We start from the raw sequence: 24,888 nt of genomic DNA on the forward strand, positions 1-24,888 counted from the left end.
CCAGACGACCACTCAGAAACGAGTACGGTCGGACGGGGCCACCAAGACAACAGGAAAGCCCCCGCAGTACCCCAGATGCGGCAAACATCTGGTGCGGGGGCCGACCGACACCACACTCCGCTAGAAGAAGGTGCCAGTTCTATGGCGAAGCCTACCCGGACTTCCGGGCTGTCAGACAGTGGGACCTCGCACTCCGGCGTGAACATCACACCGCCGACGCATGCAGGCCCTGTCACCGCTACCCCCGCCGTCGCATGACCGGCCAGGGCGAGAACCCCTACGGGGACGTACTCGCCGCCGCGCCGCCCGTTCTCGCCGAGGTCGCAATCCGCCAAGTCCACGGACTTCTCGAAGCCGGAGCCGACACGGCTGACGTGCGCGAGGTAGTCGCCACGTCGGTTGCCCTGCTGAACATGCATCAGCGGAACCGGCCGGGGCGGAAGCGCGCATGGCTGGCGAAGGTCACCAGCTTCGCGTTTCCTCGCACTTTCGCAACGGCGTGGGGCGACGCCGGAGAGCACTACGTGTGTTTCACCGGCTCGATCACGAAGGGCGGCAAGCAGGCCGTCGGCCGCGAGATTGAGTTGCAGCTGCCTGTCGAGGACGCCGAACGGCTCGGACAGCAGATGCTCCGCGTGGTCCAGTTCCAGCGTGGCCAGACCGCTCAGACTTCCCGCGCCGGCCAGGCGCAGGGGCAGACCTCACCCAGTAAGGGAGATCAGGTGACGTAGCGACTTCCTAGGCGGGAGGCCTCGGGCCCCTTGGCGGGGGCACTTCCTCTACCGCCTGGCCGCTGGTGTTGGCGCACCGTGCGCGGCCACTTCCTACGGCTCGGTTTGGCGACCGAGCTAAGGCCCGACTCTCAGATCCGGTTTGGCGACCGGGGCCGAGCAGGTCGAGCGACTAACAGGTTCTTCCGGAACCCCACGAAGACCCCACCGGGGCTTTCGCGTACCTCCACTACTCAGAAGAGGACGGGTACATAGTGCAGCACCGCATGCCTGCTTGTCAGCTTGAGCGCGCCCGAGCGGGCGATTCACCCCAAAAGTCCCCTGCCGCTGGCGGCATTCCGTGCCAGGAATCTCCTCGCGACACGAACACCCCGCATGACACGTTCGAACGCATGTACGAGTACAGTGCCGGTCAGGTCGCCCTGGTCCGTGGTGCCTCCCAGGAGGTCGAGCACACCGCGTCGCGCCACAGCGGCCCGCGTCGGTGGCTTCGCTCCGTGGAATGGCTGATCGCAGCCGGCCTGCACCCGCGGGCGAACGCCACCACGCTCGTCATCGCACGGGACTTGGGGGCGCGCATGGACTACTCGACCGGACACGTCCGCTACTGCCTCGACGAGACCGTGGCCCGCACCAATGTGAGCAAGGCGTCCGTGAAGCGCCACGTCGCCTACCTCCGGGAACTCGGCGCCCTGGCCTGGGTCCAGCACGGCACGAAGGCGAACGTCCGCCGTGTTCTCGGCCTCGGCGGGTACGCCGCCACCGCGACCGTGTACGCGGCCGTGATCCCGGCTGTCTACGACCACGCCATGGGGCATCTCATCGTTGGTGCCGGGTACGGGGCACGAATCGTCATGGACTACCGGCAGATGCCCGACCCCCGCCCTGCGGCCACCGTCACGGCCCCTGTGGACAACTCCTCTTCGGAGCCTGTGGACAACCCTGCGAAACGATCTTGTGAGCCCCCTTCCCTTACCTCAGCTAGGCAGGAGGGAAAGGTTCAGATGGTGGGGGGTAATAAAGACACCTCGCAGGCGAGGCCGCCTAAAACCCGAATCCCCCACCAGAGCACCCAGATCAACGGCCGCCGCCGCACCCCCGCTGACGTCAAAAACGCTGGCAAGACGACCCGCCTGGTACGTGCCCTTGTCGGCTGGACCCAGACCGCACCACTCCGGCAGCTGGAATTCGTACTGCGGCCCTGGACCGACCAAGGGCAGGACGCCTACCAGATCACTGCCGACCTCCACGGCATGTGCACCGGGGTGCGCTGGAGGCCGAAGAACCCTGTCGCGTTCATCCGTGCCCGCATCGCTGCCGACCAGAAGCGTCAGCAGGAGATCCAGGCCAGCCAAGAAGCCGTTGCCCGCTGGGAACAGGAGAACTCCCCGATCGGCGCCTTCCAGAGCAGCATCAGCCAGTACCAGGACGTCATGGTTGGACTTCAACACGGCCTGACCAGCTACCAGCAGGCCGCCCAGGCAAACGGCTGGGATGACCTCTCCTACGGCGAGACCTCTACGGGAGACGCCGAATCCGACATGGCAGCTTTCCTCGGGAGCCTCGCATGACCGACACCACACCGTCCGGGGTCGACCTGGCCCGCGTCGCTCTCGCCGCCGCCCGAGCCGCAGCAAAGAGCGGCCCGCCACCGAAGCGCCGCATGGGCGCAGCTCCATCTCGGCGCAGCACAAACGGCCGCGACCCCCTGCCCTTCGCCGCGGCCATCACCCAGATGATGGCCGAGCGCGGCTGGGACATGCCAGCAAAGGGCGGCACCATCCTCGACCAGTGGCCTGCCATCGCTCCCACACTCGCGGGCAAAGTCGCCGCGGTTCGGTTCGACGCGGACACGCAGACGCTGCACCTGCGCCCTGTCTCCCCGGCCTACCACACCCAACTCACTCTCCACCAAAGCCAGATCATTCGGCAGATCAACGCAACTGTCGGCGACAGCACCGTCCGAAACCTGACGATCCTTGCCCCTGGGGCTGTTGACCTCGTGGCCCAGGAACCTGTGACCACGACCATGCCGCGCACGGCAGCCGCAGCTAAACAGCCCGAGCAGCCCCGGACCAAACATCCCGGTTACCTTGCCGCTCTGGCCGCCCACCGCGCCAGCGGCGGCGCCCACGAGACCGGCCTCGCACCCCTTATCCGCGAGGCCGCCGACCGCCAGACCCAGGCTCTTCGCCAGCGCCGCGAACCCGAGGCGGCCTTCACGGAGATCGCTGCCCAGGAGGAAATCCTCCAGACCCGGCAGGAGCGAATGTGCCCCTCGGACAGCCTGCAGGCCAGTATCCGAGCCGCGCGAATTTACAAGCGCAGCGGCGGCCGCCCTGTCCGTCGCGCCTTCGAGGCCGCATGAGGCCGGCATGAACCTCGCCCTCATCGGCCTCACAGGCAGCCGCAAGTGGACAGACATCTCGCTCCTCGAAGGCACGCTGTTCCTCGTATGGCATGACGCCATCGAGGTCGGTTACGACGGCATCGAGCTCATCCACGGAGACGCCCGCGACGGGGCTGATGCCATGGGAGACGCCTGGGCCGTCCGCAACGACATCCCCTGCAGACGCCTCCCCGCGGACTGGGAAGGACCCTGCGGACCCGAGTGCCAGCCAGGTCACCGGCGCCCCAAGCGCAACGGTCGAACGTACTGCCCGCTGGCCGGCCACCGCCGCAACCAGCAGATCATCGACGAACGGCCCGTGCTTTTGGTGGCTGCTCACGTCAATGACTCCACCGGCACAGCGGACTGCATGCGCCGCGCGATGGCCGCTGAAATACCCATCCACCGCATTACTGCCTGAACGGAGCCACACCATGCCCGACCTCCCCCAGCACGTCGCGAAGCCCGAGATGCCGCAGCAGCAACTCCCCAAGCCCGCGTACCGCGGCCTCTTCCTTGAACCCGCCATAGCCGACCCGCAGCCCGAGCCCGACTGCGATGAGTAGAGCCGCGCGTCGGCGTATACCGCGGTATACGCACGGCGGGCGGCGAACCAGGAACCGGTGTACGCCTTCTGACGCCAAGGACGTATACCGCGGTATACGCCGACGCGCGGCACCACCAGGGTGGTGCAAATGTCCGGGTCGATCATCTGCAATGCTGTTCCGGTCCGAGTACCGAGGACTCCTCGGGAAGCACACGGAAACGGAGCATCATGACCTCCTCCATCCTCGTCGTATCCACCGACCCACAGGGCTCAACCATCTGGTGGGCAGACCGGATCGGCGACAATCTCCCCTTCGACTTCGCGACCGCCCACGAGGACCCCGAAAGTCTCGCGGAACTCAAGAACCTGGGCGCCGAGATCCACGTCATCGCGAACCAGAAGGGCGGAGTCGGTAAGACGACCACCACGGTCAACCTGGCAGCAATCACGCACGACGTCCTCGGGCACAGCGAGCAGCGACAGCACATCTTCATCGACACACCGGGCAGCCTCGAGAACGAGCACATCCTCGCGGCCGCGCTCGACATCGCCGATGACGTCCTGGTCCCACTCCCCCCGGAGCCCCTCGCCTTCGACCCGACCGCCCGGACCATCACCCAGGTGATCGCGCCCCGCGGGCTCCCCTACAAGGTCGTCGTCAACGCCTGGGACCCCCGCGACGGCAAGGCCGACCGCGACGAAACCATCGAGTACATCGACGCGATGGGCTGGCCGCGCGCCAACACCGTCATCCGCCGCTACAAGATCCACACCCGCGCAGCTGCCGAGGGCAAGGTCGTCACCCAGTACGCCGACAACGGCACCACCCTCCGGGCACGGGAGGACTACTTCCGGCTGGCGCTGGAGCTCGGGTACGGAGGTCGCCGCTGATGGCCGGCCGACGAATCAGCCTGTCCGCCCTGGCCGGCGCAGCCGTGGAAAGCACTCCCGGCAGCAGCAAGCCCACCCTGGTGCACGTCGCACCCGACCAGGTCGCACCCACACCCCTGAACCCGCGGCAAGACTTCAACGAGACCCAGCTCGTAGAACTCGGCAACAGCATGCGCGGCGGCCAGCTCCAGCCGTGCGTCGGTGTCACCCGTGCCCGGTACGTGAAGCTGTTTCCCGAGCACGAGAGTCTGCTGCCCGACTGCCGCATTGTCATGGCGGCGGGGGAGCGGCGGTGGAAGGCCGCGCAGAAGGTCGGACTGGCGACCCTGGACGTCCACGTTCGCGAGGACATCGCTGAATCCAGGGTCAGGTTCCTCGCGGCCGTTCTCACGGAGAACGTCGAACGGGCGAACTTCAACTTCATCGAGGAAGCCCGCGGTCTTCAGCAGATGCTGGAGATGAGTGACGGGAACCAGACGAAGGCTGCGGAGCAGCTGAACAAGTCCAAGCAGTGGTTCAGCCAGCGCATCGGAATCCTGCGGCTCTCGGAAGAGATGCAGGCCCTCGTTTTCGAGGGGAAGCTCACGGCGTTCCGGGAGATGCGTAAGTACTCGGCGCTTCCCGCCGACAAGCAGATGGCGGCCTGGCAGGCCGATCGGAAGGCAGCTGAGCAGAAGGAGGATCGGGCGAAGGTAACTGCCAGGGGCGCTACGAGCGCTCCGGCTCCTCGAGCTGAACCTGCTGTCGCGCCGCGGCCTTCTGAAGAACTGCCAGCCACGGCTCCTGCGTATACCGCGGTATACACGCAGCCGTCCCCCACAGCTCCGACTTCCAGGAGCGAGCTGGATCAGGTGCCCGAGGAACCGACCCGGTCACTGCCAGAGCCCCGAGGGGGCAGCTCTGCCGAACAGCCCATCAACGTCCCGCAGAAGACGGCTCCGGAGACCGTCCATTCTGAGGGTTCACAACTGCTGCCAGGTATGTGGGAGCCGGGAGAGTGGGAGTCGGTGTTCGACGTGCTGATGACGCGGATGGGTGAGCTCGACCGGCATCGGCTGACCAAGCGGCTGCAGAAGGTCATGGAAGAGGAGCTGGCTACGGCTCCACCATCGAACCACCCATGAGAGCAGCGGCCTGACCGTTGCGGCCCCGTTCCTCCGCCTGGTGGTGGGGGAGCGGGGCCGTTTGTTGTATCCGGGCCGTCCTGGTCAGAATTCCGCCCCTTGGCCGGGTTTCCGGTCACACGGCCAGGTGACATCCGGCCCCGCTTCTTCCATGTCTCAGGGGCACCGGCTTGGGTGGGAGCGCCGTCACTCTGCCGGAGGTGACTGGCGGCGGGGGGAGAGGTGTTCTGCCCCCGCCTCACCGAAGACAGAAACGTCCCGCTGCTACCTGCGTGGCGAGCTCCCGCACTACAATCACCGTTATCTGACGGGCCTGCCCGTGAGGTCTCAAGCCCCCGGCTCGAGGCGGGTCGTTGTCGGCACTTCGTCCCCCACGCTTCCGGGGGCTTCCTCATACCCTCGGCAGCCCAGCACGGCGGGAGAAGGGGTGTTCCTGGTGGGGTTGCAGGAACATCAAAATCGGGAGCGTCTTACCCGCCGACCAGTAGAGGTGTCACAGTGGCACCCCCGGGACTGGACACCGGCAGCCATACCGGGGGAGACGGTGCTGCAAATGCCGTCGCCCTTCCCGAGAGCCGGAGGAGCGGAGACGCCCCATGCCCTCAGCAGCAGACCCTGTCCCTCCGGTCACGTCCGGCAGCACAGGGAACATCATCCGTCTCGACCGCCGACCCAGCCGCGGGCTCCGGCGCCGACGGACACCGCCCCCGCCTCTGCTGCACGCCGAGCCCACACCGCAGCAGCTCCTCGCCGAGACGATGGAGGCACACTTCCTGGCCCGGGGCAGCACCCTCACCGACGGGCCCACCGCGGACGCGTACAGGACGACCCTGGACGCGGTGCAGCTGATGCTCGACGGATCGCTCGCCGAACGCTTGCTGGGGGAGGACCAGCATCAGCACCTGAGCGGCATGCTCCTGGGGATGAGGGACGCCCCGGACGAACTGTGAATATGACGGGGTCAATGCGGGGCCAGTTGTGACGAATCGGCAACAGCCCCTCGCACACCGCTGATCCCTTAGCACTTTCCGTTCAACTCGCGACAATCCCATGCCAAACTGGGGCGTCCGGAATCACCCGGAGTGACAGCCTCCGGCCACCGGCGCGCGCCCGGCACACAAACCGTCACGCACCGCGCCCCAGGCCGGATTACGGGACGGGGACAGCATGAGCACGGGAGCCGACAACACCACCGCACACCGCCTCAGCCTCCTCCAGGCCGAGTTCGTGGAGCATCCCCGTACCGGGCCGGGCGACGGGCGCACCCAGCGCCCCGCCCACTCCCCCGCCCCCCTGAACCTGGCCGTCGTCGACCGGATCCGTGCCGCGGTCCGCGAAGTCGAGGAGCACACCCGGGCCGAAGCCCCCGGCGCCGGCCCGTTCACCGGCGAGGCGAGCCGCGTCTACGACTGGGCCCGCAGCCGCACCGCCCACCTCGGCGCCGAACGCCAGCAGGCCCGCGAAGCGATCATCTACCGGCAAGGTCTCGAACACGCCATCGCCACAGGCGACACCACCGTCGTGCGCCGCCACCCCTGCCCCGAGTGCGGATGCTGGGGCCTGTACTGGCGCGAGGCGACCCAGCGCGCAGTCTGCGTCAACCACTACTGCGTCGACGACGACGGCCTGTCCCACACATGGACGCTGGCCTACCTCGCCCAGCAGCACATCGCCAGCAAAACGGCTGTCCGGCACAGCGCAACCTGACCGCGCCCTTGGCGGTCTACCTGGCATCACCGCATTCTCATCACGCACACCAGCGGATTCTCTGAATCCCTCTCCACCCTTCACCCCCCTGTATCGGCCGCCGGAGCTGCGAACGATGGCCGTCGAGACCGGGAGCACCCCGCATGGCCATACAGTCGATCGTCCCGTACACGGTCGCCGGCGACATGATGACCCTCGAGGAGATCAGCACCCAGTTGAAGACCACCGGCCACCCCGCCTCGGTCTCCACTATTCGACGATGGATAGAGCGGGACGGCCTGCGCACCGAGCGGTACCGCCGCCGGGACTACGTGAGCTACAGCGACATCCTGCTGGCTCACCAGGAAGCCGTCGCCCGCAGAGGCTGACCACCGACACCCTTTCCCTGAGAGCCCTCGCCCGGATGCGTCCGGGGCGGGGGCTTTCTGCTTGCCCCCACACATTCCTATTGCGCACGCAATAGAACTTGGGCTAGCCTGGCAGAGCCGACAGCGACCCACCCACCCGGGAAAGGGCCACAGCACCCACTCCAGGAGCCCCGCCATGAGCGTGATCAGCCCTGCCCGCACACGCCCCGCCCCCGTCAACTACGACGCCCTCAACACCAGCCAGCAGAACCTCTTCGACCAGCTCATGGACCGGGCCGACAACACCACCTCCGCCGCCGAATACGAGGCCCTCATGGCCGCCCTGATCGCCATCACCGGCATCACCGGGGTCCGCTACAACGAGATCCTCAAGTGCGCCTGCCCCGCCTGCATCTGCGGCCGCATCTTCGACGCCGACGACCCCGACGCCCTCGTCACCGAAGCACCCGACGGCTACAACCTCGGCCGGCTCCAGTGCCCCGACTGCGCTGACGACCACCCCCGGCCCGTCGAGGACTGATCCCGAACTCCCCGGCCCCGAGTCGAGCACCACACCCGATGGGTGCGCAGTAGCTCCCGGGGCCGGGTGCCCAACCACCACACACGCCGTATTGGGAGACACCCATGTCCAGCACCGGCACCGTCCTCCGCACCGCCGCCCACATCCTCAACCACTCCGGCCTCCACACCGGCCCCCAGTTCGCCACCGCCGACGGCCGCCTCGACATCACCGCCGCCATCTTCCGCGCCGTCACCGGCCGCACCCCGAACTGCTTCCTCACCGACGAGGACTACTCCCTCCTCCAGATCCGCATGTGCGAGCCCGCCATGGACGCCATCCGCATGCTGTCCGCGGTCCTTCCGACCCTGCCTCCCACCGACCCCAGCACCGGTACTGACGACCACATCGAGCACATCTGTCACTGGGCCGCCACCCCCGCATGGAACGGCACCCCTGACAAGCAGCCGCCGACCATGCCCGAGGTCATCGGCGCCATCCTCCGCGCCGCCCAGGCCGCCGACGCCCTCACCGCCGCCCCGCACCAGAACGCCGCCTGACCAACCCGTCCTCCGCACCACCGCCCAGAACGGACCCCGCCATGACCACCATGACCCTGACCCTCGCCGACACGGACGGCCCCGACGGAAGCTGGACCACCGGTTACACCGACGGCGAACTCGCCGCGATGACCGGACTCTCCTCCCGCCGCATCCACGCCCGCGCCGCCATGGCCGACGACTACGACCCGGACTACGCCACCGGCCTCATCGACGGCTACCTCCACACCATCGCCGTCAACGCCGCACGCATGGGCGGTGCCGCATGAGCGCCCCGATGACGCCGGATGCGGCGCTGGCCCGGCTGCGGCAGTACGGCGAGCGCACGTCGACGTGGTCGACCGCGACGTACAACGACGGTACGGAGAAGGCGCTTCACGAGATCGCGCTGACGCTGGCCGCCGAGGTGGAGCAGCTGCGGGCCCGGGGCGACGAGTTGGAGGCACAGCGGGCCGCGGTCCTCGCCCTGCACCGGAAGCACGCGGACTCGAACCACTGCTTCGCCGACGACGAGATGTGGCCGTGCAACACCCGCGCCGCGCTGGCCCCCATGGATGACCTGCACGACTCCCCGCTGTCCCACGACACCGCCAAGGCGGCGAAGCCCCGATGAGCGCCCGCGCCCACGGCACCTACGTGAAGTACAAGCTCGACGGCTGCCGCTGCTATCCGTGCTGCTGGGGCGAAGCTCAGTACCGGGCGAACCGGGCACGGGCCATCGCGTACGGCACCTGGCAGCCCTACGTTGACGCCGAACCCGTCCGCGCTCACGTTAAGACGCTCAGCGAGTTCGGTATCGGCTGGATGCGCCTCGCCCGCCTCGCCAGCGTCCCGCGCGGCACCGTATCCAAGCTCCTGTACGGCGACCCAAGCCGCGGCATGAGCCCGTCGAAACGCCTTCTCCCGAAGAACGCCACCGCACTCCTCAGCATTGAACCGACACTCGACAACCTCGGTGCAGCGGCCCGCATCGACGGCACCGGAACCCGGCGCCGACTGCAGGCACTCGTGGCAGCCGGATGGCCCCAGGTCCGGCTGGCCGACGGCCTCGGAATTGACCGAGGGAACTTCGGCAAGACCGTGCACGGCGACCAGCAGGTGAAGGCCAGCACCGCCCGCGCAGCCATGGCCCTTTACGACCAGCTGTGGCGAGCCGACCCCCGCGCCCACGGCGTACGGCCGCACGTCTACGACCGAACCCGGCACCAAGCCGCCGAAGCGCACTGGGCACCAGTCGGCGCATGGGACGACGACACCATCGACGACCCCACGGCCTACCCCGACTGGACCGGGCGCTGTGGCACCCCTGACGGGTGCCACGAGCACTACCGACTCCACATCCCTGTCTGCGCCCCTTGTCGACAAGCCCGAGCCGAACACCGAGCTCAGCTTCGATCCCTGCAGGCCGCCTGAAGCCCCGGAAGAACCCGTGACCTGGCCCACCGCACCCGAACTCATCGCGCTCGTGCTGGGAGCCGTAGCCATCGCCATGATCTGCGCCTCCCAGCACGGCATCGGCACCACCAACCCGCAAGACCCGCTGGACGGAGACACCCCGTGACCGACCACCCCGACCAGACCTACATCGCCATCCTCGGCGCCGCCCTCGCCCAAGCCAACCTCAACGCCCTCATCCTCGCCGAGAACGGCACCCACCAACTCGGCCGCCCCCACCCCGCACACCCCGGCTACCGCATCTGGAACGGCAACCTCTGCCGCATCGGCCACCACGACAAGGGCGCCTTCGTCCTCGAGGTCAACGCCATCCTCCCCGGCCGCATGTACGCCGACATGGCCCACCACCAGCACGCCCGACTCACCAACGACGGCACCTGGACCCGCTGCACAGCCACCGCCGACGGAGCCATCCCCATCACCCTCGCCATCACCCAGACCCGCGACCAGGAGGCCGACCGTGGGTAAGCGCGGATCGCAGCCCGGCGAGAGCAACCCCAATTGGAAGGGCGGTCGCACGGTCGCCTCCAACGGCTACGTGCTCGTCAAGCGCCCCGATCACCACCGAGCCGATGGCCGCGGATACGTCTACGAACACATCCTCGTTGCCGAGCAGGCAATAGGCCGGCCCATACCCAGGGGCGAGCAGGTCCACCACAAGAACCACATCAAGACCGACAACCGACCCGAGAACCTCGAGGTCAAGGCGAGCGCTGCCCATCACCAGTACGAGCACCGGAAGCGCACCGACCTCCGAGAGCTGGGCGAGCCCAACACCACCATCAGCTGCGCCTGCGGATGTGGCAAGACCTTCCTCCGCTACGACCCGACCAACCGCCCTCGTCGGTTCATCAGCGGCCACAACTTGAGGAGTCAGACGTCATGACGAGCATTCAGTGGACCGAGCAGACGTGGAACCCTACGACGGGGTGTGACCGAGTAAGTGACGGATGCCTGAATTGCTACGCCCTCACCATGGCCAAGCGCCTCAAGGGCATGGGCGCCGCGAAGTACCAGAACGACGGCAACCCCAAAACCTCCGGCCTCGGCTTCGGCATCACCATGCACCCCGACGTCCTCGACGAACCCTGGCACTGGAAGAAGCCCCGCCGCGTTTTCGTCAACTCAATGAGCGACCTCTTCCACGCCGGCGTCACCGACGAGTTCATCGCCCGCGTCTTCGCGGTGATGGCCCTCACCCCCCGGCACACCTACCAGATCCTCACCAAGCGGCATGCCCGCATGAGATCCCTCCTCAACCGGCCCGACTTTGCCGACATGATCCGCAGCGAAATGGTTGCCGAGGTGGGCGCATACACCACACTCGCCCGCAGCGGGAGCTGGAGCCTCCCCCTGCGCAACGTCTACCTCGGCGTCAGCGTCGAGAACCAGAAGTGGGCCGACATTCGCATCAAGGCCCTCGCTCAGACCCCGGCCGCCGTTCGCTTCCTCTCCTGCGAACCCCTCCTCGGCCCCGTCCGCCTCCCCCTCACGGAACTGGTCGACGGCCCCGGACCGGCCCACAGCATCGACTGGGTCATCATCGGCGGCGAATCCGGCCCCGGCGCCCGCCCCTTCCAGACCCAGTGGGCCGCAGACCTCATCAACGACACCCGCCGACTCGGCGCCGCCCCCTTCGTGAAGCAGCTCGGATCCGTCTGGGCCCGCGAGAACCACGCCTCTGACAGCAAGGGCGGCAACTCCGAGGACTGGCCGACCGAGCTCCGCGTCCGCGAATACCCGGAACCCCGGTGACCGAGTACGAGATCTCCTGCCTCGGTAAAACGTGCTTCCCCAGCCGCCGATCCGCCCGACGCAGAACCCGACAAATACGCGGCGAAGGCGGCCCCGACTTCCGTACCTACCGCTGCCGGTACTGCCTGGCCGTCCACATAGGCCACCGCCCTGGCCACGCCACCCACCTCCGCATGACACCCCACGGACCACGCCCCATACAGGAGCTCACCCCATGACGACAGCCGCCCCGCCCCTCACCGGCCCGTACCAGTGGAAGCCCACCCCGAACCTCGTCATCGCCGTCCACGGACTCGCAGGACCCCAAGGCAGCAAGTCCCCTGCTGGCTGGGGGAAGAGCCGCACGACCGGCAAGACCATCCCCCTCATGCGGGAGTCCTCCAAGAAGGTCAAGCCGTGGCGGGAGAAGGTCCAGGCCGCGATCGAGGCCGCGCTCCTCACCGGGAACGCCCAGCACCTCGCCGGCCCCGTCCGGGCTGACATCACCTTCACCATGCCCAAGCCTGTCAGCGCCCCCAAGCGCCGCCGCACCTACCCCGCCGTTTACCCCGACATCGACAAGCTCGAGCGCTCCACTTACGACGCCATCAGCAAGTCCGGCGCCTGGGAAGACGACGGGCGCGTCATCGAGAACCACACCCGCAAGGTCTACCCCGGCGAGCACCCCGACGCCCTCGACCAGCCCGGAGCACTCATCCGCCTCTACACCCTCGGAGACCCCTCATGACGATCCTCAACGCGGATATGCGCCGCAGTAGGAGTTACGCCGCGCCCGCATCCTCGGACTGGAAGACCCGCAGCGTTTGTCGCGGCGAGTTCGCCGGTGAACTCGCTGACGACTTCTACAGCACGACCAAGTCGCGCAAGGAGCGTGCGCGTGCCCTGTGTGTCGGATGCCCCGTCATCGTCGAGTGCCTGAACAACCAGCGGCAGTCGGACGATGCGATCTACCGGTGGGGTATTGGTGGCGGGCTCGACCCGGAGCAGCGGCGGGCACTGGAGTTGGAGGAGCTGCTCGGGAACGTTCCGAACTTGGCCATGGCCAGGGTGCTGGTCTCCCTGCGGTGGCTGTGGCGGCTGCGACAGCTGAAGGCCGGCTGCCGGACCCTGGAGGGCATGACGGCTGCGCTTCGCGAGGACGGCCTGTTCGTCGATGTGGTGACGGTGCGGGTTGCGGTGTGGTGGTCCGGCGGGCAGGGGTCGCGTATGGCCCGACTGGGGCCGGGCGACCGCAGGTCGTGGCGGGCGCAGCTGAGAGACGACTACGTGGACGTGATTGTGGCGTTGCACGAGCGTGGGGCGCGGAGGGCCGACATTGCCGCGTACCTGGGGATTCCTAGCACGAACGGCGCGAAGGGCGTCTCGGACATTCTCAGGGCTGTGACGGAGACGGGGGCCGCGGCATGAGTGGCCTGACTGCCGAGCAGCGCGGCGACCTTGCCGAGGACATGCTGCCTGTGGCCGCGCACCTGGCCGTCCTGGTCCACGGAGATGGTGGCCCTGAGGACATTCAGGAAGTTCTCAACGGCCTGGACAATGCGCAGCGAAGTGCTCTCATAGTCGTCCTCGCCGGCCTGGTCGACCCGGAGCAGCCGATGGGCCGGGCCCTGGGTTGGCTGGACTTCAACGAGAATGGGGCGCTGACGGTCCCAAACTGGGATGAGCACCGGCCGGTCCGTGACCTGGCTACCGCACCCGATCCCGACCGCGACAGTGAGTACGTCGACCCTGTTGCTGTGCAGCGCTTCGTGGACGGGTACCCGGTGAACGTTTCGGACGCCGAGCTGCTGGTGGCGCTGGAGAAGTGCGCGAACCGCGGCATGTCACTCCGTCAGGTTGACCAGCTGCGCCGTCTTCCGAAAGGCGCCACGGCGAACGCGGTGAACCGGCTGCGGAAGGCGTACACGCGGGCAGGACGGGAGCTTCCCTCGGTGCTGCAAAGCGGCAAGAAGCAGACCGATTTCACCGCCGCTCAGGTCGTTGAGATCCGTGAGAAGTACGCGGCGGGCGGGGTGACGGACCTGGAGCTGTCGATGCGGTACGGCCGGTCCCGGAAGACGATCACGTCCTTGCTGTCCGGGGTGAGTTACCGGGACGCGGGTGGCCCGATCAGGGCACCGCGAGGCCCGAAGCCGAAGGAAGTACCGCAGGCAGGGCTCAACGAGCGGACAGGGCCGGTTCCGGCCGTAGACGTAGCACGAGCAAGCTGACGAAAGAAGAGGGGCAGAACATGGCAGGCGAAACGGTCATCACTGTTGTGGGCAACTTGGTGGCGGACCCGGAACTCCGGTTCACTCCGGCCGGTGCGGCGGTTGCGAAGTTCACGGTGGCGTCGACCTCGAGGGTGTTCGACCGGCAGACGAACGAGTGGAAGGACGGGGATGCCCTGTTCCTGACGTGCTCGGTGTGGCGTCAGGCTGCAGAGCACGTCGCGGAGTCCTTGGTGAAGGGCATGCGGGTGATCGTGCAGGGGCGGTTGAAGCAGCGGTCGTACGAGGACCGTGAGGGTGTGAAGCGCACGGTGTACGACTTGGACGTCGAGGAAGTCGGGCCCAGCTTGAAGAACGCCACGGCGGTGGTGACGCGGGTGGCTGGCTCGCAGCGTCCGGAGGTTCGTGAGGCGGCGCGTCGGCAGGGGGCGGTGTCGGCGGAGGATCCGTGGGGGTCGGGTGCGGGCCGGCCGCAGGGTGGTGGGTGGTCTGAGGATCCGCCTTTCTGAGGGGGCGGTGTGGCGGAGGGTCCGGGTCCCGGGTGGGGGTCGGGCCCTTTGTCGTGTCTGGGCACAACCTCAAATTCCTATTGCGTGCGCAATATGGATTGGGCTAGTCTGGCAGAGCCGACAACGACCCACCCGAACCCAGGGGGCACCCAGTGATCGACAGCATCGGCTTCCACACCGACCGCGACCTCCAGGCCGAACTCGCCACCCTCAACCGCCACATCAACGCCCTCGCCGGCCAGATCGCCATCGGCAACTTCCACAGCCCCGAGGCCGCGTGGAACACCTCCGCCCAGCTCACCAACTACCTCGGCCGTGCAGAGCGCCTCGCCGAGGAACTCGCCGCCGAGCAGGCCGAGCTGGACCGCCTGGCCGCCGCGATCCGCACCGTCGGCGACATGGACCTCGGGTTCATCGCGTACGTCGTGTTCGGCCCCGCCGCGCTGCCTGTGCCGCCGTTGTACGAGGTGCGGGTCATCGAGCGGACCGGTGGATACACCGTGCCGGGCCTGGTTCGCCGCCGGGTGGCCGCCGAGGACATCGTTGAGACGCAGCGCGAGCTTCTGGACGCGGTCATGAAGCGGGGCGGTCACGCCGACGTGTGGGGTCACACGATTCGCGACTACTGCACCCAGGTCACCGCGTACTGACCCCCTGACCGGTCTCCTGCCCCTGGGGGCCCGCGGAGGCCGCGTCCCCTCAGCCCGCCCCCTCCGCGACTACCGCATCGTCTGACCGCCCCCTGCCTGAAGGAGTTCTCCATGTACCGCATCGCCATCGTCCGCAAGGGCCGGCCCACCGACCGCCACACCGCCGGAGGCCCTGGCGAACTCCGGGACGTCGTCTACGGCGTGATCCGCGCCGAGGGGTCCGTCATCACCGATGCCGACCACTCCGGGCTGATCGAACTGATCGGCAACGCGCGGGACATGGCCGACATCGAGGGCTTCGCCGCCCTGACGTTCGGTGCGGCCACCGTCACCATCCGCCCTCAGCTTGTCGCCTGACCTATAGGCCGCCGTCCCTCCCCGGAGGGTGCGGCAAACCCGGCCGGCGGCCCACCGGCCGATGAACCACCGGCCCGACGCCCGCACCCTCGGCGCGCACGGGCCGGTGGCCCCACCCCCTGAGACCTGACAGGAGAACCTCATGGCCAACCACGCCGTCACCTGCCGTATCGACGACTGTGACAAGCGCCGCGCCCACCACAGCACGGTCTGCCAGACCCACCGGCAGCGCATCCGGAAATGGGGCGACCCGCACTTCACCCAGTGGGGGACCGCGGACATGCAGGACGTTGAGCTGATCGTTAGGGAGCGTCGCCCGGCCGAGGGCTTGACCCGGCTGGAGCGTGTGCTTGTCGCCCGCGGTCTGGCCGAGCGTGAGGTTCCCGCCCGTGAGGTCGCCCGAATCGTCGGCGTCAATCAGCGCACGGTCGAACGGTGGCGCGCCAAGGACCGGAAAGAGGCGGCATGAAGCAGCTCGCCCACCACGCCTGGCTGACCGTCCGCGGGCCCGTCCTGGCCCTGCTGGGCGTGGCCGCCGCCTACACCTTGTCGAACGTGCTGAACGGGTTCGGGTGGCAGGCCGGCCTCGGCCTCGTCGCGTTCCTGGCCACCGTGCTGGCCGTCGGCACCTTCGGGTTCCGCATGCGCCCCGAAGACGCCGTCGAGGAAGCCGCCACCGCCATCCGGGCCGTACTCACGGTCGCGTTCGCGGTCGCCGTCCTCACCGCCACGTTCCTCACCACCCTCGCCAGCAGCAACCCGACCACCACCTGAAAGGCCAGCCCATGCTCAAGCTCGCTGAAGCCCTCATCGAGACGAAGACCGCCGCCACCCGGTCCTGGTACTTGGCGGTCCGGGACCGGTACCCGACCGCCCTGGTGCCGGACTGGCGGCCTGGTACGGCGGAGGACGGGGCGCCGCGCCTCACCGTCCAGGTCATCGGTGAGCGCGCCGAGGAGGCGCTGCACCACTTCGCGTCCGCCTACCCTCTCGCCCTCGCCCAGGGCGGGGACCTGCGGCCGGTGGTCGAGTTCCGGCCCGGTCGTGTCGTGTGCGTGTGGCGGACGAACGGGGTGTGGGTCGAGATGTGGCACCACGACACCCCCGCCGTACCCGCACCGTCCCCGGCCCTCATGCCCCGCCGACGCACCTTCCCGTCCGGACGGCTCCCGTTCCCCCGCCGGCTTCCCGCCAAGGAGGCGTGACCATGCCCACTAACTCCCACGAGATTCCGCTGGGGCACAGCATCCCAGCTCACCGAGTACACGGCTGGTGCTCACACTGCCCTGGGCGGTCCCTGGCAGAGGAGGTTGCGGCTTGGCAGGTCGATGCTCTGGACCGCACCGCAACCACGGCCTCGGGCGGCGACGACCGAGACGCGAAGAACGAGCGGTTGCGTACCGAGAACGAACGGATGCACCACGAGCCGGAGGTGATGTACGGCGGGGCCTTCGATAGCCCGTCCACCGCTGGGCAGGCTGACCTTCGAGGCCGTGTTGCTGAGCTGGAAGCCGCCGTCCAGCGGGCTCACAGGCTGGCTACCCGGCTGGAAGAGTTCGCGGAGAACGCCCTCCGGGTCGACGACCGAGAGCTGTACGCGACCATCGCCAAGGATCTCCGCGAACGCCTCAACGCCACCGCCGCACCCGAGGCGACCCCGTGACCGCCGTGACTCGTGTGGGCCCGTTGCCGGTCGGTGGCGGGCCCGCGGTCTCTCTCACCGACCACGAACTGCGCGTCCTCGAGCTCGTCGCCCACGGCCACACCCACGAAGACATCGCCCGCCAGCTGTTCACCACGCCGAAGGGCATCACCCCGACGGTGAACCGGGCGGTGAAGAAGCTCGGCGCGGCGAACGCCCCGCATGCCGTGCTGCTCGCTTGCCGGGCCGGGCTATTGGACGGCCGTCCGCGCCGTCACGGGGACCATGCGGGGTTCGCTGCGCACCAGTACCGGGGCGAGGAGCCGTGCGAGGCGTGCTGGGCGGGGGAGCGAGCGTACCGGGCTGAGCGCAGGGCTGCCCGCAAGTCCGCCAAGGTGCGCGCAGCGTGACCGTTTCGGGGTGGGGGTCTCCAGATTCCCGGGCCGAGACCCGCCCTCCACCCATGCCCGTAACTCACCGTCACATCTATGGAGACCGAAGGAGACCGCAGCATGACCCACCGCGAGCCCACCGTTTACACCCGAGCCCTCATGGTCACCTGCCCGCACTGCGGCAGCGTCCCGGGCGCGTTCTGCTACGACAAGCGCGGCAGCCAACTCCCCACCGGGCGCGTCCACCACCGTCGCACCGCCGAGTACAGCCGCCAGTTCCCCGCCAAGACCGCCGGAGGCGTCGCATGACCACCACAGCCGTACGTGCAACGGCCGCCTACGCGGCCATGACCGCCTCACACGAGGTCGCCGACTACTGGGGGCAGCGTGACGCCGAGGCTGTCGCGAAGGGCCGTCATGGCTGGGAGGGCAGGGCCGCGTGCGCGCGCCACGTCGCCTCGTACACGGCGGCGCAAGCACTGGCCTTGTACGCAGCCGACCGGACGCTGCGCCTCGGACTGGACTGGCGGCGTGCAGCCCTGGCCTTGGCCGTTTCCGCCGGGACGCACTACATCGCCGACCGATCCGGCGGCCGGTGGCGTGAGAACGGCCCGTCCACCGCGCTCGTCCGATTCGCCCGCCGCACCGGACACACCGGCTGGCTAGAGCGTGACCCTGGCGCCGGCCCGCTGCTGGACCAGGCCTGGCACAAGGGCTGGATTGCTGTCGCTGCGGTTGTTGCCGGGGGTGGGAAGTGACTGAGGAGACCTCCAAGGACCGGGAGCGCCGGTACCTGGTGCCCGTGGCCCGCCTCAATCTGCCGGGCCAGCCCGACCTGATCCACCTGTCCGTGTACCAGTGGATGCCAGCGCTCCAGGCTTGGGTGACCGGGATGGCGATCTGCGGTCTCTCCACCCAGCAGGGGCCGCTCATGAAGGCCACGGTGACGTGCCCGGAGTGCTTGGCCTACCAGCCCCGGTACGAGCGGATGCTGGCCCCTGGGTACCGGCCCGAGGACGACGACCCGGACGTGCTGCGGAAGCGTCTAGCGGATACCGAGGATGAGCGGGATCGTGCCCGGCGCTGGGCTGTTCACTTGGAGAACGAGAACCGGCGCCTGGTCGACCAGACACACGAGGCGAAGGAGCAGGCGCGGGTCGCTACGGTCGCTGCCCTGAACTTGCAGCGCCAGACCCTGGAGGCCGCGCAGCGCACTCTGGGGCGCATCCGGGAGGCCCGTACGTGGAGTGCTGTGTGGATCGAGTTGGGCCAGTACTTCGGGCTGACGGCTGAGCAGGCCGGCCTGGAGGCGCGGTCGCGACGTCTTGGGGATTCCCTGTGACCCCCGGGAATTCGGCGGCCCGTCAGGCTCGTGCGATCCGGGCGCGGCCGCGGCAAGGATGGCGCCGCGTGCTGGCCTTGTGGGGGGGTCCGTACAGCCGCGATGCGGCAGGCGGACGCCCGTGCGGGCCGGTGGGTGCACGGCGCTGTTGGGGAGGCGGCCACGGCCCGCCTGCTGCGTCGGCTCGACGGCCGCTGGTGGTGGGTGCGACGTGTGCTGCGCCGCCCGATCTGGCGCGTACGGCACGACCTCCGATTAGCCGGGCGCCGGTTCAACGTCGACCACATCCTGGTGTCGCCGTGCGGGACAGCGGTGGTGGTGCTGGACACGAAGAACTGGCACCGCGGCCGGCCCACGGGTCTGGTCGGTGGCCGGGTGTGCTGCGGGGCGGAGGACCGGCACGACCAGGTCGTGAAGGTCTCCGGGTACGCGCAGGCGGTCGGGAAGGTCCTGCCCGGGGTGCTGGTGCTGCCGCTCCTCGTCGTCCACGGCTCCCCGGTGGCCGGCGGCGGGTTCGAGGCCCCGGTGCCGGGCGGCACGGTGTGGGTGCTGGGCACGGAGCTGCTGGTACCCCGGCTGGCAAGTGCGGTACGAGGGGCACGCGATCCGCGGCGTGCGGCGCAGCTGGTGCAGAGGGTGGATTCCGTACTCCGCCCGTACACGGAGCAGCCCTGAACCGCACGCACGGGTAGCGCCGGAGCGGCCCATCATCCTGAGGGATGGTGGGCCGCTTCCGTGCGTTCGGGGGCCCGTCGCGACGGGGGTGACACGACGGGCCATGGCCAGTGTGGCAGGCGGGCTGCGCCGACGACTGTGGTGGGGGTGCGTGGCGCGCCATTCGTGCCTGGCATTCGAACGGACGTAGCATCTGCGGGTGCCCAAGTACGACTTTCCCGACGATCTACGCGCAGCCCAGGCCGATCTCCTCGAGACCCGCGCCGCCTACGAGCAGTACGCCAAGAACCTCCCCTGGTCGGCCGAGCCGATGCCCGGCTGGGAGAGCGACAAGCAACTCCATAGCAGCTACCGATCCGGCAAGGCGGACAGTCCCGGCTACACCGAGGCACAGGCCGAGGAGGTCGCCCGCTTCCGCGCCCGGCTGCTGGAGCTCAGCATCGCCGTGTCCGCGCACCCCTTCTGGGACTCCGTTGACGCCAGCGACCGTGTCGAGGCCCGCATGGCGCTCAAGCACGCCCACGAGTCGGCCGAGGCGTAGCCATGTCCGGCGGCATATCCGACCTGGACAAGAACAGGGCCCTGGCCGACTGGCTGGAGTGGCAGTTGCGTCAGGTCCGGGGCCGGATCCGGGAACTGGAGATCAAGGAGGAGCAGGAACGGCGGCGCCGGGAGCAGGCGCATGCCGCGCTGCGGTGGAAGATCCAGCCGCAGCGGTCCTCGTCGGCAGCTCTGGTGCACCGCGGGGACTGTGCCCTGTATCCGGTCGGGGGTGGATTCCTTGACCATGAGGAAGCGTTGATTGCGTTGGCGGAGCCTGACATCGAGGCGTGCCAGATCTGCAGGCTTGAGACGGGGCTGAGCAACGGGTAGGGCCGTTCGGGCCGCCGGGCGGTGGTCCGTGTGGGGCGAGTTCGTGGGTGGTCGTTGCGTTGGCCTGGGGTTTCTGATCGGTCGTCATTCTTTCGGGTGACCCCCCTTGGCATAATGCTGTACGTACGGCATTATGGAGTTATCGCAAGGGAGAGGGGAACCCGATGAACACCACCGCCGCCGCCGAGACCGCCAAGGTCACCGTCGCCACCATCCGCGACTGGGCCCGCCGCGGCATCATCGCCGCGACCAAGACCGCCGGCCGGTGGGTCATCGACGCCGCCTCCCTCGCCCGCCGCATCGAGATCGGCGCCCGCCGCACCGCCCGCAAGGCCAAGAAGGTCGTCCTCACCGCCGACAACATCAAGGCCATCGGCGGCAACGAGTGGATCCGCGGCGGCTACCACCGGATCTACCTCAACGACTGGCACCAGTACGCCGGCATCGAGGTCACCCGGTACAACACCGGCAACATCTCCTCCGCCTCTCTCGGCGGCCGCGGCATCGCCAACGGCCGGGCCTACGGCCTTATCAACGCCGTCAGCAAGGTCTACTTCGACGTCACCGACGGCCACCTGTACGTCCAGCACCACGGTGCTGACGCCTACGAGATCCGCTACCTGAACGGCGAGCGCAACCAGGTCAACCTCGTCGCCCGGATCTCCGCCGGCGTCCGCGCCGCCGTCGCCGCCCTCTGACAGACCACTCATCCCGAAGGAGAACACCCTCATGACCACGACCACCAGCTACGGCACCTGGACCAACCGCGTCAGCACCTACAGCACCAGCCCCGACGCCGACGTCCTCGACTTCATCAACGGCGGCGACCCCGAGTGGCGGGACCTGCTGGAAGCATCCGGGGCCCTGGATGACATCAAGCGGGCCTACCGTGCCGCGATCGAGGACGCGCTCCCGGCCGACGTGTCGCTGTGCGGGGACGAGTTCATCGGCCCCTGGGAGCCCGAGGACGGCGAGTTCGACGACTACCCCACCGACGAGCGCGGCAGCCTGGACATCGCCGCCTGCGTCGAGGACATCGACCTGGGGGAGATCGTCGACCACTACGACCCGCTCACTCTGGAGGACATCGGACGGGACGAGCTGCAGTCGACGGCGAAGGAGCCGGCCAAGGCCGCGTCTCGCACCATGTCCCGCCTCGGCGTGAAGGCGTTCTACCACGGGCCGAACGCGGAGTCGGGTCGCATCCAGTCCTACTACCGTGCCGGTGAGGTCCGGGAAGCCCTGGCCAAGCGCCCGGGGAAGGGCAACCGCACCGAGAGGACCACGGCGTGACGGTCCGGCCATCGCAGCTCCCGCGGCTGCGACGACAGACGCTACGACACCTCAACGACTCCAGTTACCCGCTGCGCGCGAAAACCGGTCAGGACGTCACCAAGGGCCTGGACGCGCTGGCTTCCAGCATGGAGGTGGGCGATCTGTTCTGGGTCGGGCAGGACATGGCAGCTCTGGCCATGCACTCGGGCGGGCAGCTGGCCGCCGCCCGGTGGGCGACCGCGGACCGGCCTTCCCCCTGCGGCCTGCTGTTCTGGGAAGACGGCATCGGGCACATGGACGCCCAGGGGGTGCAGATCCCGGTCGAGGCGTGTGCGTGGGGCCCTTACGAGGGCGAGATGCTGCTCTGGCTGCTGATGTCCCGCAGCCGGCTTGCCTCCGAAGTGGAGAGGATCGGCCGCTACACGGTCGTCACGGAACAGATTCCGCCGCTGATCCCGATCTACGGGGCGACCATCCCGATCACCACGGAACCGCTGTCGCTCGCGGAAATCGACCCGCAGCTTCCGCAGCCGGTGGTGGCGGCACTGGCGGCTGCGTGGCTGATGATGCAGCAGCCACTGCTCATCGACCGGACGCGGGAGCGCGCGGACAAGCCCACCGCCAGGGCCTACGCCCGGGACGGACTTCGTGCCCCCGAGGTGAGCATCGTGGACCTGCGCCGCCAGTACACCCCGCAGGACCGTGACCCGGATGCGGGAACCGGCGGCCAGCGCTTCCGGCACCGGTGGGTGGTCTCCGGGCACTGGCGGAACGCCTGGCGACCGTCTGTTCAGGAGCACCGGAAGGTTTGGGTGCCAGCGCATATCAAGGGACCCGAGGGGGCTCCTCTGTTGAAAACAGAGCAGGTCAATGTATGGCGCCGATGACCGGGCCCCGGCCCCAGGTGGTACGGGGCCCCGGCGGGTTCACGTTACGGTGCGACTTCGTACTTCACGACCGTGTCCGTGCAGTCCACCGCGAGCTTCTCCAGGGCGGCGCGTTCCTTGTCGTCCGCGGTGAGCTTCCAGCGGAGTTTCGTGGCGGTCCAGTCGGCGAGGTAGGTGCACTGCGCGGACTTCGCCGGCGGCATCCATTCGCTCGGGTCCTTGTCGGCCTTGGACCGGTTCGTCTTCGCGGTCACTGCGACGAGGCTACGGTCGGCGTCCAGGTCGTTGGCGTAGCGCATGCGCCGGTCCGCGTCCCACGCCGAGGCGCCGCTGTCCCAGGCCTCCGCCAGCGGGACCATGTGGTCGATGTCGAGCTTGCCCGCCGCGGTGACCGTGGCCTCGTCGTAGTACGACAGCCACTCACCTCCAGTCAGCGCGCACCGGGCACCCTGCTCCGGGGCCTTGACCGCTTCGGCGAGCAGGACCTCGTTGCGGGTCGAGCACGAGTCGCTGTCTTCGTCGATCCAGTGCTTGAAGCTGTCGCGCTTGTACCCGTCGCGTACCTCATCAGCGGCTGGGATCTTCGCGATGGATGCGGTGAGGGACAGGCCGCTTCCATCGGCCGGAGCGTCTGCGGCCGCAGAAGGGCTGGCCTCGGCGGAGGCACTGGCGGACGCGTCGGTTGAAGGCTTCGAGTCGGACTCGTTCGCGGCGCTGGGATTGCACGCGGTGAGCGAGGCCGCAAGCACGGCAGCGGCGATCGGGAGGAGGCGGCGTACGGACACAGAGGTCTCCAGCTTGGTCGGGGCTGATGAGCCTCCATGATCCCAGCTGGTAATGGGAGCCTGACAGGCGGTCATGTGTGCTGGTCGTCGCCCGGCGGTGGCATCGGCTTCGAGGTGAGGTCACCGCCGGGCTGGTACAGCGTCGCACGAGGGTCTGACAACGGCTGGGGTTCAGGCGTGCCAGGTGCCGCGGATGGCCGCGGTGGTGAAGCCAGGGCCGAAGGCGACGAGGAGTCCTTCTGTTCCGGGTGCCGGCGGGGTGGTGTGTGTGCGGGCGAGGACATCGAGCACCGATGCGCCGCCGAGGTTCCCGTTCTCGGCGAGGGACGCGTAGGAGTGGTGGGCGTCGATGTCGTCGAGGCCGACGGCGGTGGCTACGTCGTGGATGATGCCGGGGCTGCCGGGGTGGATGACCGCGAAGTCGAGGAGGGTGTCGGCGCCCAGCCAGTTGAGGACGGCGGGTATGGCCTGGGCGGCGGTGGTGGGGGCGCGGCGGTCGGAGTCGAAGTGCACGCCCGTCTTGTCGATGCGGCCTTGGTAGCGGTCGAGGCTTCCGGGAAGCCAGTGCTCGAAGGTGTCGTCGATTCGGAGGCCGGGCTCGAGCTGGTGGCCGGTGACGAGGGCCGCGGCGGCGGAGTCACCGAACAGCGCCTTGTAGATCATCGACGGGACCGATGTGTCGGCGTGGTTGTACGTCGTCGACAGAGCCTCTGTGACGACGACGAGGGCGACGTCGTCGGGGCGTGCGGTGATCTGGTCGGTGGCCCGGATGAGGGACTGGGCGCCGCCGGCGCAGGCGAGGGTCGTCATGGGGATGCGGCGGATGGTCGGGCGGAGGCCGAGGGCGTGGATGAGGCGCACGTCGAGGTTGGGGACGGCCCAGCCGGTGGCGTGGGAGGTGACGATCGTGTCGATCTGGTCGGGGTGGAGGCCGGCTGCGGTGATGGCGCGGGTGGCGGCGTCGGTGGCCATGGCCAGGCAGTCCTCGAACGCGGCGGTGGTGCGTTCGTGAACGTCGGCGTTCCCGGCGACGGTGGGGGAGTTCAGGGTTCTGGTGAAGTGTCTGCTGTCGACGCCGCAGTTCTGTATGGCTCGGAGGATGACGGGAAGGCGGGGGTGGTCGGGGTGGTGGGTGCGGATGTCGTCGAGGATTTCGTCGGTGGTGACTTTGTGGGCGGGGAGTACGACGTGGGGGGCGGTGACGTGGGCGGGCACGGGTCCTCCGCGGGGCCAGGGGGCAAGGGTTCGCCCAACCTAGCCCCGGG

General features: G+C 68.7%; 41 protein-coding genes. 39 read left to right on the forward strand and 2 right to left on the reverse strand.

What is annotated here, in order from left to right:
- The first annotated feature begins 254 nt into the window (after positions 1 to 254).
- From OCT49_RS39480 to OCT49_RS39670, 39 genes are all read left to right on the forward strand, one after another.
- Positions 255 to 731 carry a hypothetical protein gene (locus tag OCT49_RS39480; protein WP_283857004.1) on the forward strand — a complete coding sequence of 159 codons (477 nt, stop codon included), beginning with the start codon at positions 255 to 257 and terminating at the stop codon, positions 729 to 731.
- Between the two features lie 392 nt (positions 732 to 1,123).
- On the forward strand, positions 1,124 to 2,302 hold the full coding sequence (locus OCT49_RS39485) for a hypothetical protein (RefSeq protein WP_283857005.1): 1,179 nt from the start codon (positions 1,124 to 1,126) through the stop codon (positions 2,300 to 2,302).
- On the forward strand, positions 2,299 to 3,099 hold the full coding sequence (locus OCT49_RS39490) for a DciA family protein (RefSeq protein ID WP_283857006.1): 801 nt from the start codon (positions 2,299 to 2,301) through the stop codon (positions 3,097 to 3,099). The genes OCT49_RS39485 and OCT49_RS39490 overlap by 4 nt, the downstream gene beginning before the upstream one ends.
- A gap of 7 nt (positions 3,100 to 3,106) precedes the next feature.
- A complete protein-coding gene (locus OCT49_RS39495) occupies positions 3,107 to 3,541 on the forward strand; it encodes an SLOG family protein (RefSeq protein ID WP_283857007.1) in 435 nt (144 codons plus the stop codon).
- Positions 3,542 to 3,554: 13 nt separating this feature from the next.
- Entirely contained in the window at positions 3,555 to 3,686 is a 132-nt protein-coding gene (locus OCT49_RS39500; RefSeq protein WP_283857008.1) for a hypothetical protein, read from the forward strand.
- Positions 3,687 to 3,895: 209 nt separating this feature from the next.
- Complete coding sequence (locus OCT49_RS39505) at positions 3,896 to 4,558, forward strand: ParA family protein (protein WP_283857009.1); 663 nt, start codon at positions 3,896 to 3,898, stop codon at positions 4,556 to 4,558.
- Positions 4,558 to 5,682: a ParB/RepB/Spo0J family partition protein gene (locus OCT49_RS39510; RefSeq protein WP_283857010.1), complete on the forward strand. Its 1,125-nt coding sequence runs from the start codon at positions 4,558 to 4,560 to the stop codon at positions 5,680 to 5,682. The genes OCT49_RS39505 and OCT49_RS39510 overlap by 1 nt, the downstream gene beginning before the upstream one ends.
- A 596-nt stretch (positions 5,683 to 6,278) precedes the next feature.
- Positions 6,279 to 6,632: a hypothetical protein gene (locus tag OCT49_RS39515; protein WP_283857011.1), complete on the forward strand. Its 354-nt coding sequence runs from the start codon at positions 6,279 to 6,281 to the stop codon at positions 6,630 to 6,632.
- Between the two features lie 217 nt (positions 6,633 to 6,849).
- Complete coding sequence (locus OCT49_RS39520) at positions 6,850 to 7,389, forward strand: hypothetical protein (protein ID WP_283857012.1); 540 nt, start codon at positions 6,850 to 6,852, stop codon at positions 7,387 to 7,389.
- Positions 7,390 to 7,532: 143 nt separating this feature from the next.
- Positions 7,533 to 7,757 (forward strand): hypothetical protein, encoded by a 225-nt coding sequence (locus OCT49_RS39525; protein WP_283857013.1) that lies wholly within the window; start codon positions 7,533 to 7,535, stop codon positions 7,755 to 7,757.
- A gap of 175 nt (positions 7,758 to 7,932) precedes the next feature.
- The gene (locus OCT49_RS39530; RefSeq protein ID WP_283857014.1) at positions 7,933 to 8,277 is read left to right on the forward strand and encodes a hypothetical protein; all 345 of its coding nucleotides are present in this window, start codon (positions 7,933 to 7,935) and stop codon (positions 8,275 to 8,277) included.
- Positions 8,278 to 8,381: 104 nt separating this feature from the next.
- Entirely contained in the window at positions 8,382 to 8,816 is a 435-nt protein-coding gene (locus OCT49_RS39535) for a DUF6197 family protein (RefSeq protein ID WP_283857015.1), read from the forward strand.
- 41 nt (positions 8,817 to 8,857) lie between these two features.
- Positions 8,858 to 9,085, forward strand: a complete 228-nt coding sequence (locus OCT49_RS39540) for a hypothetical protein (RefSeq protein WP_283857016.1) — start codon at positions 8,858 to 8,860, stop codon at positions 9,083 to 9,085.
- Complete coding sequence (locus OCT49_RS39545) at positions 9,082 to 9,429, forward strand: hypothetical protein (RefSeq protein ID WP_283857017.1); 348 nt, start codon at positions 9,082 to 9,084, stop codon at positions 9,427 to 9,429. The genes OCT49_RS39540 and OCT49_RS39545 overlap by 4 nt, the downstream gene beginning before the upstream one ends.
- Positions 9,426 to 10,229 carry a hypothetical protein gene (locus tag OCT49_RS39550; protein WP_283857018.1) on the forward strand — a complete coding sequence of 268 codons (804 nt, stop codon included), beginning with the start codon at positions 9,426 to 9,428 and terminating at the stop codon, positions 10,227 to 10,229. The genes OCT49_RS39545 and OCT49_RS39550 overlap by 4 nt, the downstream gene beginning before the upstream one ends.
- Positions 10,230 to 10,245: 16 nt before the next feature.
- Positions 10,246 to 10,377, forward strand: coding sequence for a hypothetical protein (locus OCT49_RS39555; protein ID WP_283857019.1), 132 nt, complete (start codon positions 10,246 to 10,248; stop codon positions 10,375 to 10,377).
- Positions 10,374 to 10,739, forward strand: coding sequence for a hypothetical protein (locus OCT49_RS39560; RefSeq protein ID WP_283857020.1), 366 nt, complete (start codon positions 10,374 to 10,376; stop codon positions 10,737 to 10,739). Before OCT49_RS39555 ends, OCT49_RS39560 begins: the two co-directional genes overlap by 4 nt.
- The gene (locus OCT49_RS39565; RefSeq protein WP_283857021.1) at positions 10,732 to 11,157 is read left to right on the forward strand and encodes an HNH endonuclease signature motif containing protein; all 426 of its coding nucleotides are present in this window, start codon (positions 10,732 to 10,734) and stop codon (positions 11,155 to 11,157) included. The genes OCT49_RS39560 and OCT49_RS39565 overlap by 8 nt, the downstream gene beginning before the upstream one ends.
- Complete coding sequence (locus OCT49_RS39570; RefSeq protein ID WP_283857022.1) at positions 11,154 to 12,026, forward strand: DUF5131 family protein; 873 nt, start codon at positions 11,154 to 11,156, stop codon at positions 12,024 to 12,026. Before OCT49_RS39565 ends, OCT49_RS39570 begins: the two co-directional genes overlap by 4 nt.
- Before the next feature lie 214 nt (positions 12,027 to 12,240).
- Positions 12,241 to 12,753 carry a RusA family crossover junction endodeoxyribonuclease gene (locus OCT49_RS39575; RefSeq protein ID WP_283857023.1) on the forward strand — a complete coding sequence of 171 codons (513 nt, stop codon included), beginning with the start codon at positions 12,241 to 12,243 and terminating at the stop codon, positions 12,751 to 12,753.
- Positions 12,750 to 13,433 (forward strand): WhiB family transcriptional regulator, encoded by a 684-nt coding sequence (locus tag OCT49_RS39580; protein WP_283857024.1) that lies wholly within the window; start codon positions 12,750 to 12,752, stop codon positions 13,431 to 13,433. The genes OCT49_RS39575 and OCT49_RS39580 overlap by 4 nt, the downstream gene beginning before the upstream one ends.
- Complete coding sequence (locus OCT49_RS39585; RefSeq protein ID WP_283857025.1) at positions 13,430 to 14,236, forward strand: hypothetical protein; 807 nt, start codon at positions 13,430 to 13,432, stop codon at positions 14,234 to 14,236. Before OCT49_RS39580 ends, OCT49_RS39585 begins: the two co-directional genes overlap by 4 nt.
- A 20-nt stretch (positions 14,237 to 14,256) precedes the next feature.
- Positions 14,257 to 14,745, forward strand: a complete 489-nt coding sequence (locus OCT49_RS39590) for a single-stranded DNA-binding protein (RefSeq protein WP_283857026.1) — start codon at positions 14,257 to 14,259, stop codon at positions 14,743 to 14,745.
- Positions 14,746 to 14,897: 152 nt separating this feature from the next.
- On the forward strand, positions 14,898 to 15,395 hold the full coding sequence (locus OCT49_RS39595; RefSeq protein ID WP_283857027.1) for a hypothetical protein: 498 nt from the start codon (positions 14,898 to 14,900) through the stop codon (positions 15,393 to 15,395).
- Positions 15,396 to 15,506: 111 nt separating this feature from the next.
- Positions 15,507 to 15,752, forward strand: coding sequence for a hypothetical protein (locus tag OCT49_RS39600; protein ID WP_283857028.1), 246 nt, complete (start codon positions 15,507 to 15,509; stop codon positions 15,750 to 15,752).
- 142 nt (positions 15,753 to 15,894) lie between these two features.
- Complete coding sequence (locus tag OCT49_RS39605; RefSeq protein ID WP_283857029.1) at positions 15,895 to 16,221, forward strand: hypothetical protein; 327 nt, start codon at positions 15,895 to 15,897, stop codon at positions 16,219 to 16,221.
- Positions 16,218 to 16,526, forward strand: coding sequence for a hypothetical protein (locus OCT49_RS39610; protein WP_283857030.1), 309 nt, complete (start codon positions 16,218 to 16,220; stop codon positions 16,524 to 16,526). The genes OCT49_RS39605 and OCT49_RS39610 overlap by 4 nt, the downstream gene beginning before the upstream one ends.
- A gap of 11 nt (positions 16,527 to 16,537) precedes the next feature.
- Positions 16,538 to 16,957, forward strand: a complete 420-nt coding sequence (locus tag OCT49_RS39615; RefSeq protein WP_283857031.1) for a hypothetical protein — start codon at positions 16,538 to 16,540, stop codon at positions 16,955 to 16,957.
- A 2-nt stretch (positions 16,958 to 16,959) separates the two neighbouring features.
- Positions 16,960 to 17,415, forward strand: coding sequence for a hypothetical protein (locus tag OCT49_RS39620; protein WP_283857032.1), 456 nt, complete (start codon positions 16,960 to 16,962; stop codon positions 17,413 to 17,415).
- Positions 17,412 to 17,804, forward strand: a complete 393-nt coding sequence (locus OCT49_RS39625; protein WP_283857033.1) for a helix-turn-helix domain-containing protein — start codon at positions 17,412 to 17,414, stop codon at positions 17,802 to 17,804. The genes OCT49_RS39620 and OCT49_RS39625 overlap by 4 nt, the downstream gene beginning before the upstream one ends.
- Positions 17,805 to 17,906: 102 nt before the next feature.
- Positions 17,907 to 18,095, forward strand: coding sequence for a zinc finger domain-containing protein (locus OCT49_RS39630; RefSeq protein WP_283857034.1), 189 nt, complete (start codon positions 17,907 to 17,909; stop codon positions 18,093 to 18,095).
- Positions 18,092 to 18,544, forward strand: coding sequence for a hypothetical protein (locus OCT49_RS39635; RefSeq protein ID WP_283857035.1), 453 nt, complete (start codon positions 18,092 to 18,094; stop codon positions 18,542 to 18,544). Before OCT49_RS39630 ends, OCT49_RS39635 begins: the two co-directional genes overlap by 4 nt.
- Positions 18,541 to 19,128 (forward strand): hypothetical protein, encoded by a 588-nt coding sequence (locus OCT49_RS39640; RefSeq protein WP_283857036.1) that lies wholly within the window; start codon positions 18,541 to 18,543, stop codon positions 19,126 to 19,128. The genes OCT49_RS39635 and OCT49_RS39640 overlap by 4 nt, the downstream gene beginning before the upstream one ends.
- Before the next feature lie 102 nt (positions 19,129 to 19,230).
- A complete protein-coding gene (locus tag OCT49_RS39645) occupies positions 19,231 to 19,803 on the forward strand; it encodes a nuclease-related domain-containing protein (protein ID WP_283857037.1) in 573 nt (190 codons plus the stop codon).
- Between the two features lie 199 nt (positions 19,804 to 20,002).
- Positions 20,003 to 20,344, forward strand: coding sequence for a DUF8825 domain-containing protein (locus OCT49_RS39650; RefSeq protein WP_283857038.1), 342 nt, complete (start codon positions 20,003 to 20,005; stop codon positions 20,342 to 20,344).
- A 2-nt stretch (positions 20,345 to 20,346) separates the two neighbouring features.
- Complete coding sequence (locus tag OCT49_RS39655) at positions 20,347 to 20,676, forward strand: DUF6233 domain-containing protein (RefSeq protein ID WP_283857039.1); 330 nt, start codon at positions 20,347 to 20,349, stop codon at positions 20,674 to 20,676.
- Positions 20,677 to 20,840: 164 nt separating this feature from the next.
- Entirely contained in the window at positions 20,841 to 21,374 is a 534-nt protein-coding gene (locus OCT49_RS39660) for a helix-turn-helix domain-containing protein (RefSeq protein ID WP_283857040.1), read from the forward strand.
- Between the two features lie 31 nt (positions 21,375 to 21,405).
- Entirely contained in the window at positions 21,406 to 21,969 is a 564-nt protein-coding gene (locus OCT49_RS39665; RefSeq protein WP_283857041.1) for a hypothetical protein, read from the forward strand.
- Positions 21,966 to 22,838: a hypothetical protein gene (locus OCT49_RS39670; protein ID WP_283857042.1), complete on the forward strand. Its 873-nt coding sequence runs from the start codon at positions 21,966 to 21,968 to the stop codon at positions 22,836 to 22,838. The genes OCT49_RS39665 and OCT49_RS39670 overlap by 4 nt, the downstream gene beginning before the upstream one ends.
- Positions 22,839 to 22,882: 44 nt before the next feature.
- On the opposite strand, the gene OCT49_RS39675 is transcribed toward OCT49_RS39670, so the two are convergent.
- A complete protein-coding gene (locus OCT49_RS39675; protein WP_283857043.1) occupies positions 22,883 to 23,623 on the reverse strand; it encodes an HNH endonuclease family protein in 741 nt (246 codons plus the stop codon).
- Positions 23,624 to 23,794: 171 nt separating this feature from the next.
- Positions 23,795 to 24,838 carry a type III polyketide synthase gene (locus OCT49_RS39680; RefSeq protein ID WP_283857044.1) on the reverse strand — a complete coding sequence of 348 codons (1,044 nt, stop codon included), beginning with the start codon at positions 24,836 to 24,838 and terminating at the stop codon, positions 23,795 to 23,797.
- Positions 24,839 to 24,888: the final 50 nt, after the last annotated feature.

Source organism: Streptomyces sp. ML-6, from assembly GCF_030116705.1.
GTDB lineage: Bacteria > Actinomycetota > Actinomycetes > Streptomycetales > Streptomycetaceae > Streptomyces.

Excerpts from the sequence above, each read along its gene's own strand:
- OCT49_RS39480 (WP_283857004.1), top strand. The coding sequence starts at position 255 with ATGACCGGCCAGGGCGAGAACCCCTACGGGGACGTACTCGCCGCCGCG.
- OCT49_RS39485 (WP_283857005.1), top strand. The coding sequence starts at position 1,124 with ATGTACGAGTACAGTGCCGGTCAGGTCGCCCTGGTCCGTGGTGCCTCC.
- OCT49_RS39490 (WP_283857006.1), top strand. The coding sequence starts at position 2,299 with ATGACCGACACCACACCGTCCGGGGTCGACCTGGCCCGCGTCGCTCTC.
- OCT49_RS39495 (WP_283857007.1), top strand. The coding sequence starts at position 3,107 with ATGAACCTCGCCCTCATCGGCCTCACAGGCAGCCGCAAGTGGACAGAC.
- OCT49_RS39500 (WP_283857008.1), top strand. The coding sequence starts at position 3,555 with ATGCCCGACCTCCCCCAGCACGTCGCGAAGCCCGAGATGCCGCAGCAG.
- OCT49_RS39505 (WP_283857009.1), top strand. The coding sequence starts at position 3,896 with ATGACCTCCTCCATCCTCGTCGTATCCACCGACCCACAGGGCTCAACC.
- OCT49_RS39510 (WP_283857010.1), top strand. The coding sequence starts at position 4,558 with ATGGCCGGCCGACGAATCAGCCTGTCCGCCCTGGCCGGCGCAGCCGTG.
- OCT49_RS39515 (WP_283857011.1), top strand. The coding sequence starts at position 6,279 with ATGCCCTCAGCAGCAGACCCTGTCCCTCCGGTCACGTCCGGCAGCACA.
- OCT49_RS39520 (WP_283857012.1), top strand. The coding sequence starts at position 6,850 with ATGAGCACGGGAGCCGACAACACCACCGCACACCGCCTCAGCCTCCTC.
- OCT49_RS39525 (WP_283857013.1), top strand. The coding sequence starts at position 7,533 with ATGGCCATACAGTCGATCGTCCCGTACACGGTCGCCGGCGACATGATG.
- OCT49_RS39530 (WP_283857014.1), top strand. The coding sequence starts at position 7,933 with ATGAGCGTGATCAGCCCTGCCCGCACACGCCCCGCCCCCGTCAACTAC.
- OCT49_RS39535 (WP_283857015.1), top strand. The coding sequence starts at position 8,382 with ATGTCCAGCACCGGCACCGTCCTCCGCACCGCCGCCCACATCCTCAAC.
- OCT49_RS39540 (WP_283857016.1), top strand. The coding sequence starts at position 8,858 with ATGACCACCATGACCCTGACCCTCGCCGACACGGACGGCCCCGACGGA.
- OCT49_RS39545 (WP_283857017.1), top strand. The coding sequence starts at position 9,082 with ATGAGCGCCCCGATGACGCCGGATGCGGCGCTGGCCCGGCTGCGGCAG.
- OCT49_RS39550 (WP_283857018.1), top strand. The coding sequence starts at position 9,426 with ATGAGCGCCCGCGCCCACGGCACCTACGTGAAGTACAAGCTCGACGGC.
- OCT49_RS39570 (WP_283857022.1), top strand. The coding sequence starts at position 11,154 with ATGACGAGCATTCAGTGGACCGAGCAGACGTGGAACCCTACGACGGGG.
- OCT49_RS39575 (WP_283857023.1), top strand. The coding sequence starts at position 12,241 with ATGACGACAGCCGCCCCGCCCCTCACCGGCCCGTACCAGTGGAAGCCC.
- OCT49_RS39580 (WP_283857024.1), top strand. The coding sequence starts at position 12,750 with ATGACGATCCTCAACGCGGATATGCGCCGCAGTAGGAGTTACGCCGCG.
- OCT49_RS39585 (WP_283857025.1), top strand. The coding sequence starts at position 13,430 with ATGAGTGGCCTGACTGCCGAGCAGCGCGGCGACCTTGCCGAGGACATG.
- OCT49_RS39590 (WP_283857026.1), top strand. The coding sequence starts at position 14,257 with ATGGCAGGCGAAACGGTCATCACTGTTGTGGGCAACTTGGTGGCGGAC.
- OCT49_RS39600 (WP_283857028.1), top strand. The coding sequence starts at position 15,507 with ATGTACCGCATCGCCATCGTCCGCAAGGGCCGGCCCACCGACCGCCAC.
- OCT49_RS39605 (WP_283857029.1), top strand. The coding sequence starts at position 15,895 with ATGGCCAACCACGCCGTCACCTGCCGTATCGACGACTGTGACAAGCGC.
- OCT49_RS39610 (WP_283857030.1), top strand. The coding sequence starts at position 16,218 with ATGAAGCAGCTCGCCCACCACGCCTGGCTGACCGTCCGCGGGCCCGTC.
- OCT49_RS39615 (WP_283857031.1), top strand. The coding sequence starts at position 16,538 with ATGCTCAAGCTCGCTGAAGCCCTCATCGAGACGAAGACCGCCGCCACC.
- OCT49_RS39620 (WP_283857032.1), top strand. The coding sequence starts at position 16,960 with ATGCCCACTAACTCCCACGAGATTCCGCTGGGGCACAGCATCCCAGCT.
- OCT49_RS39630 (WP_283857034.1), top strand. The coding sequence starts at position 17,907 with ATGACCCACCGCGAGCCCACCGTTTACACCCGAGCCCTCATGGTCACC.
- OCT49_RS39635 (WP_283857035.1), top strand. The coding sequence starts at position 18,092 with ATGACCACCACAGCCGTACGTGCAACGGCCGCCTACGCGGCCATGACC.
- OCT49_RS39645 (WP_283857037.1), top strand. The coding sequence starts at position 19,231 with ATGCGGCAGGCGGACGCCCGTGCGGGCCGGTGGGTGCACGGCGCTGTT.
- OCT49_RS39655 (WP_283857039.1), top strand. The coding sequence starts at position 20,347 with ATGTCCGGCGGCATATCCGACCTGGACAAGAACAGGGCCCTGGCCGAC.
- OCT49_RS39660 (WP_283857040.1), top strand. The coding sequence starts at position 20,841 with ATGAACACCACCGCCGCCGCCGAGACCGCCAAGGTCACCGTCGCCACC.
- OCT49_RS39665 (WP_283857041.1), top strand. The coding sequence starts at position 21,406 with ATGACCACGACCACCAGCTACGGCACCTGGACCAACCGCGTCAGCACC.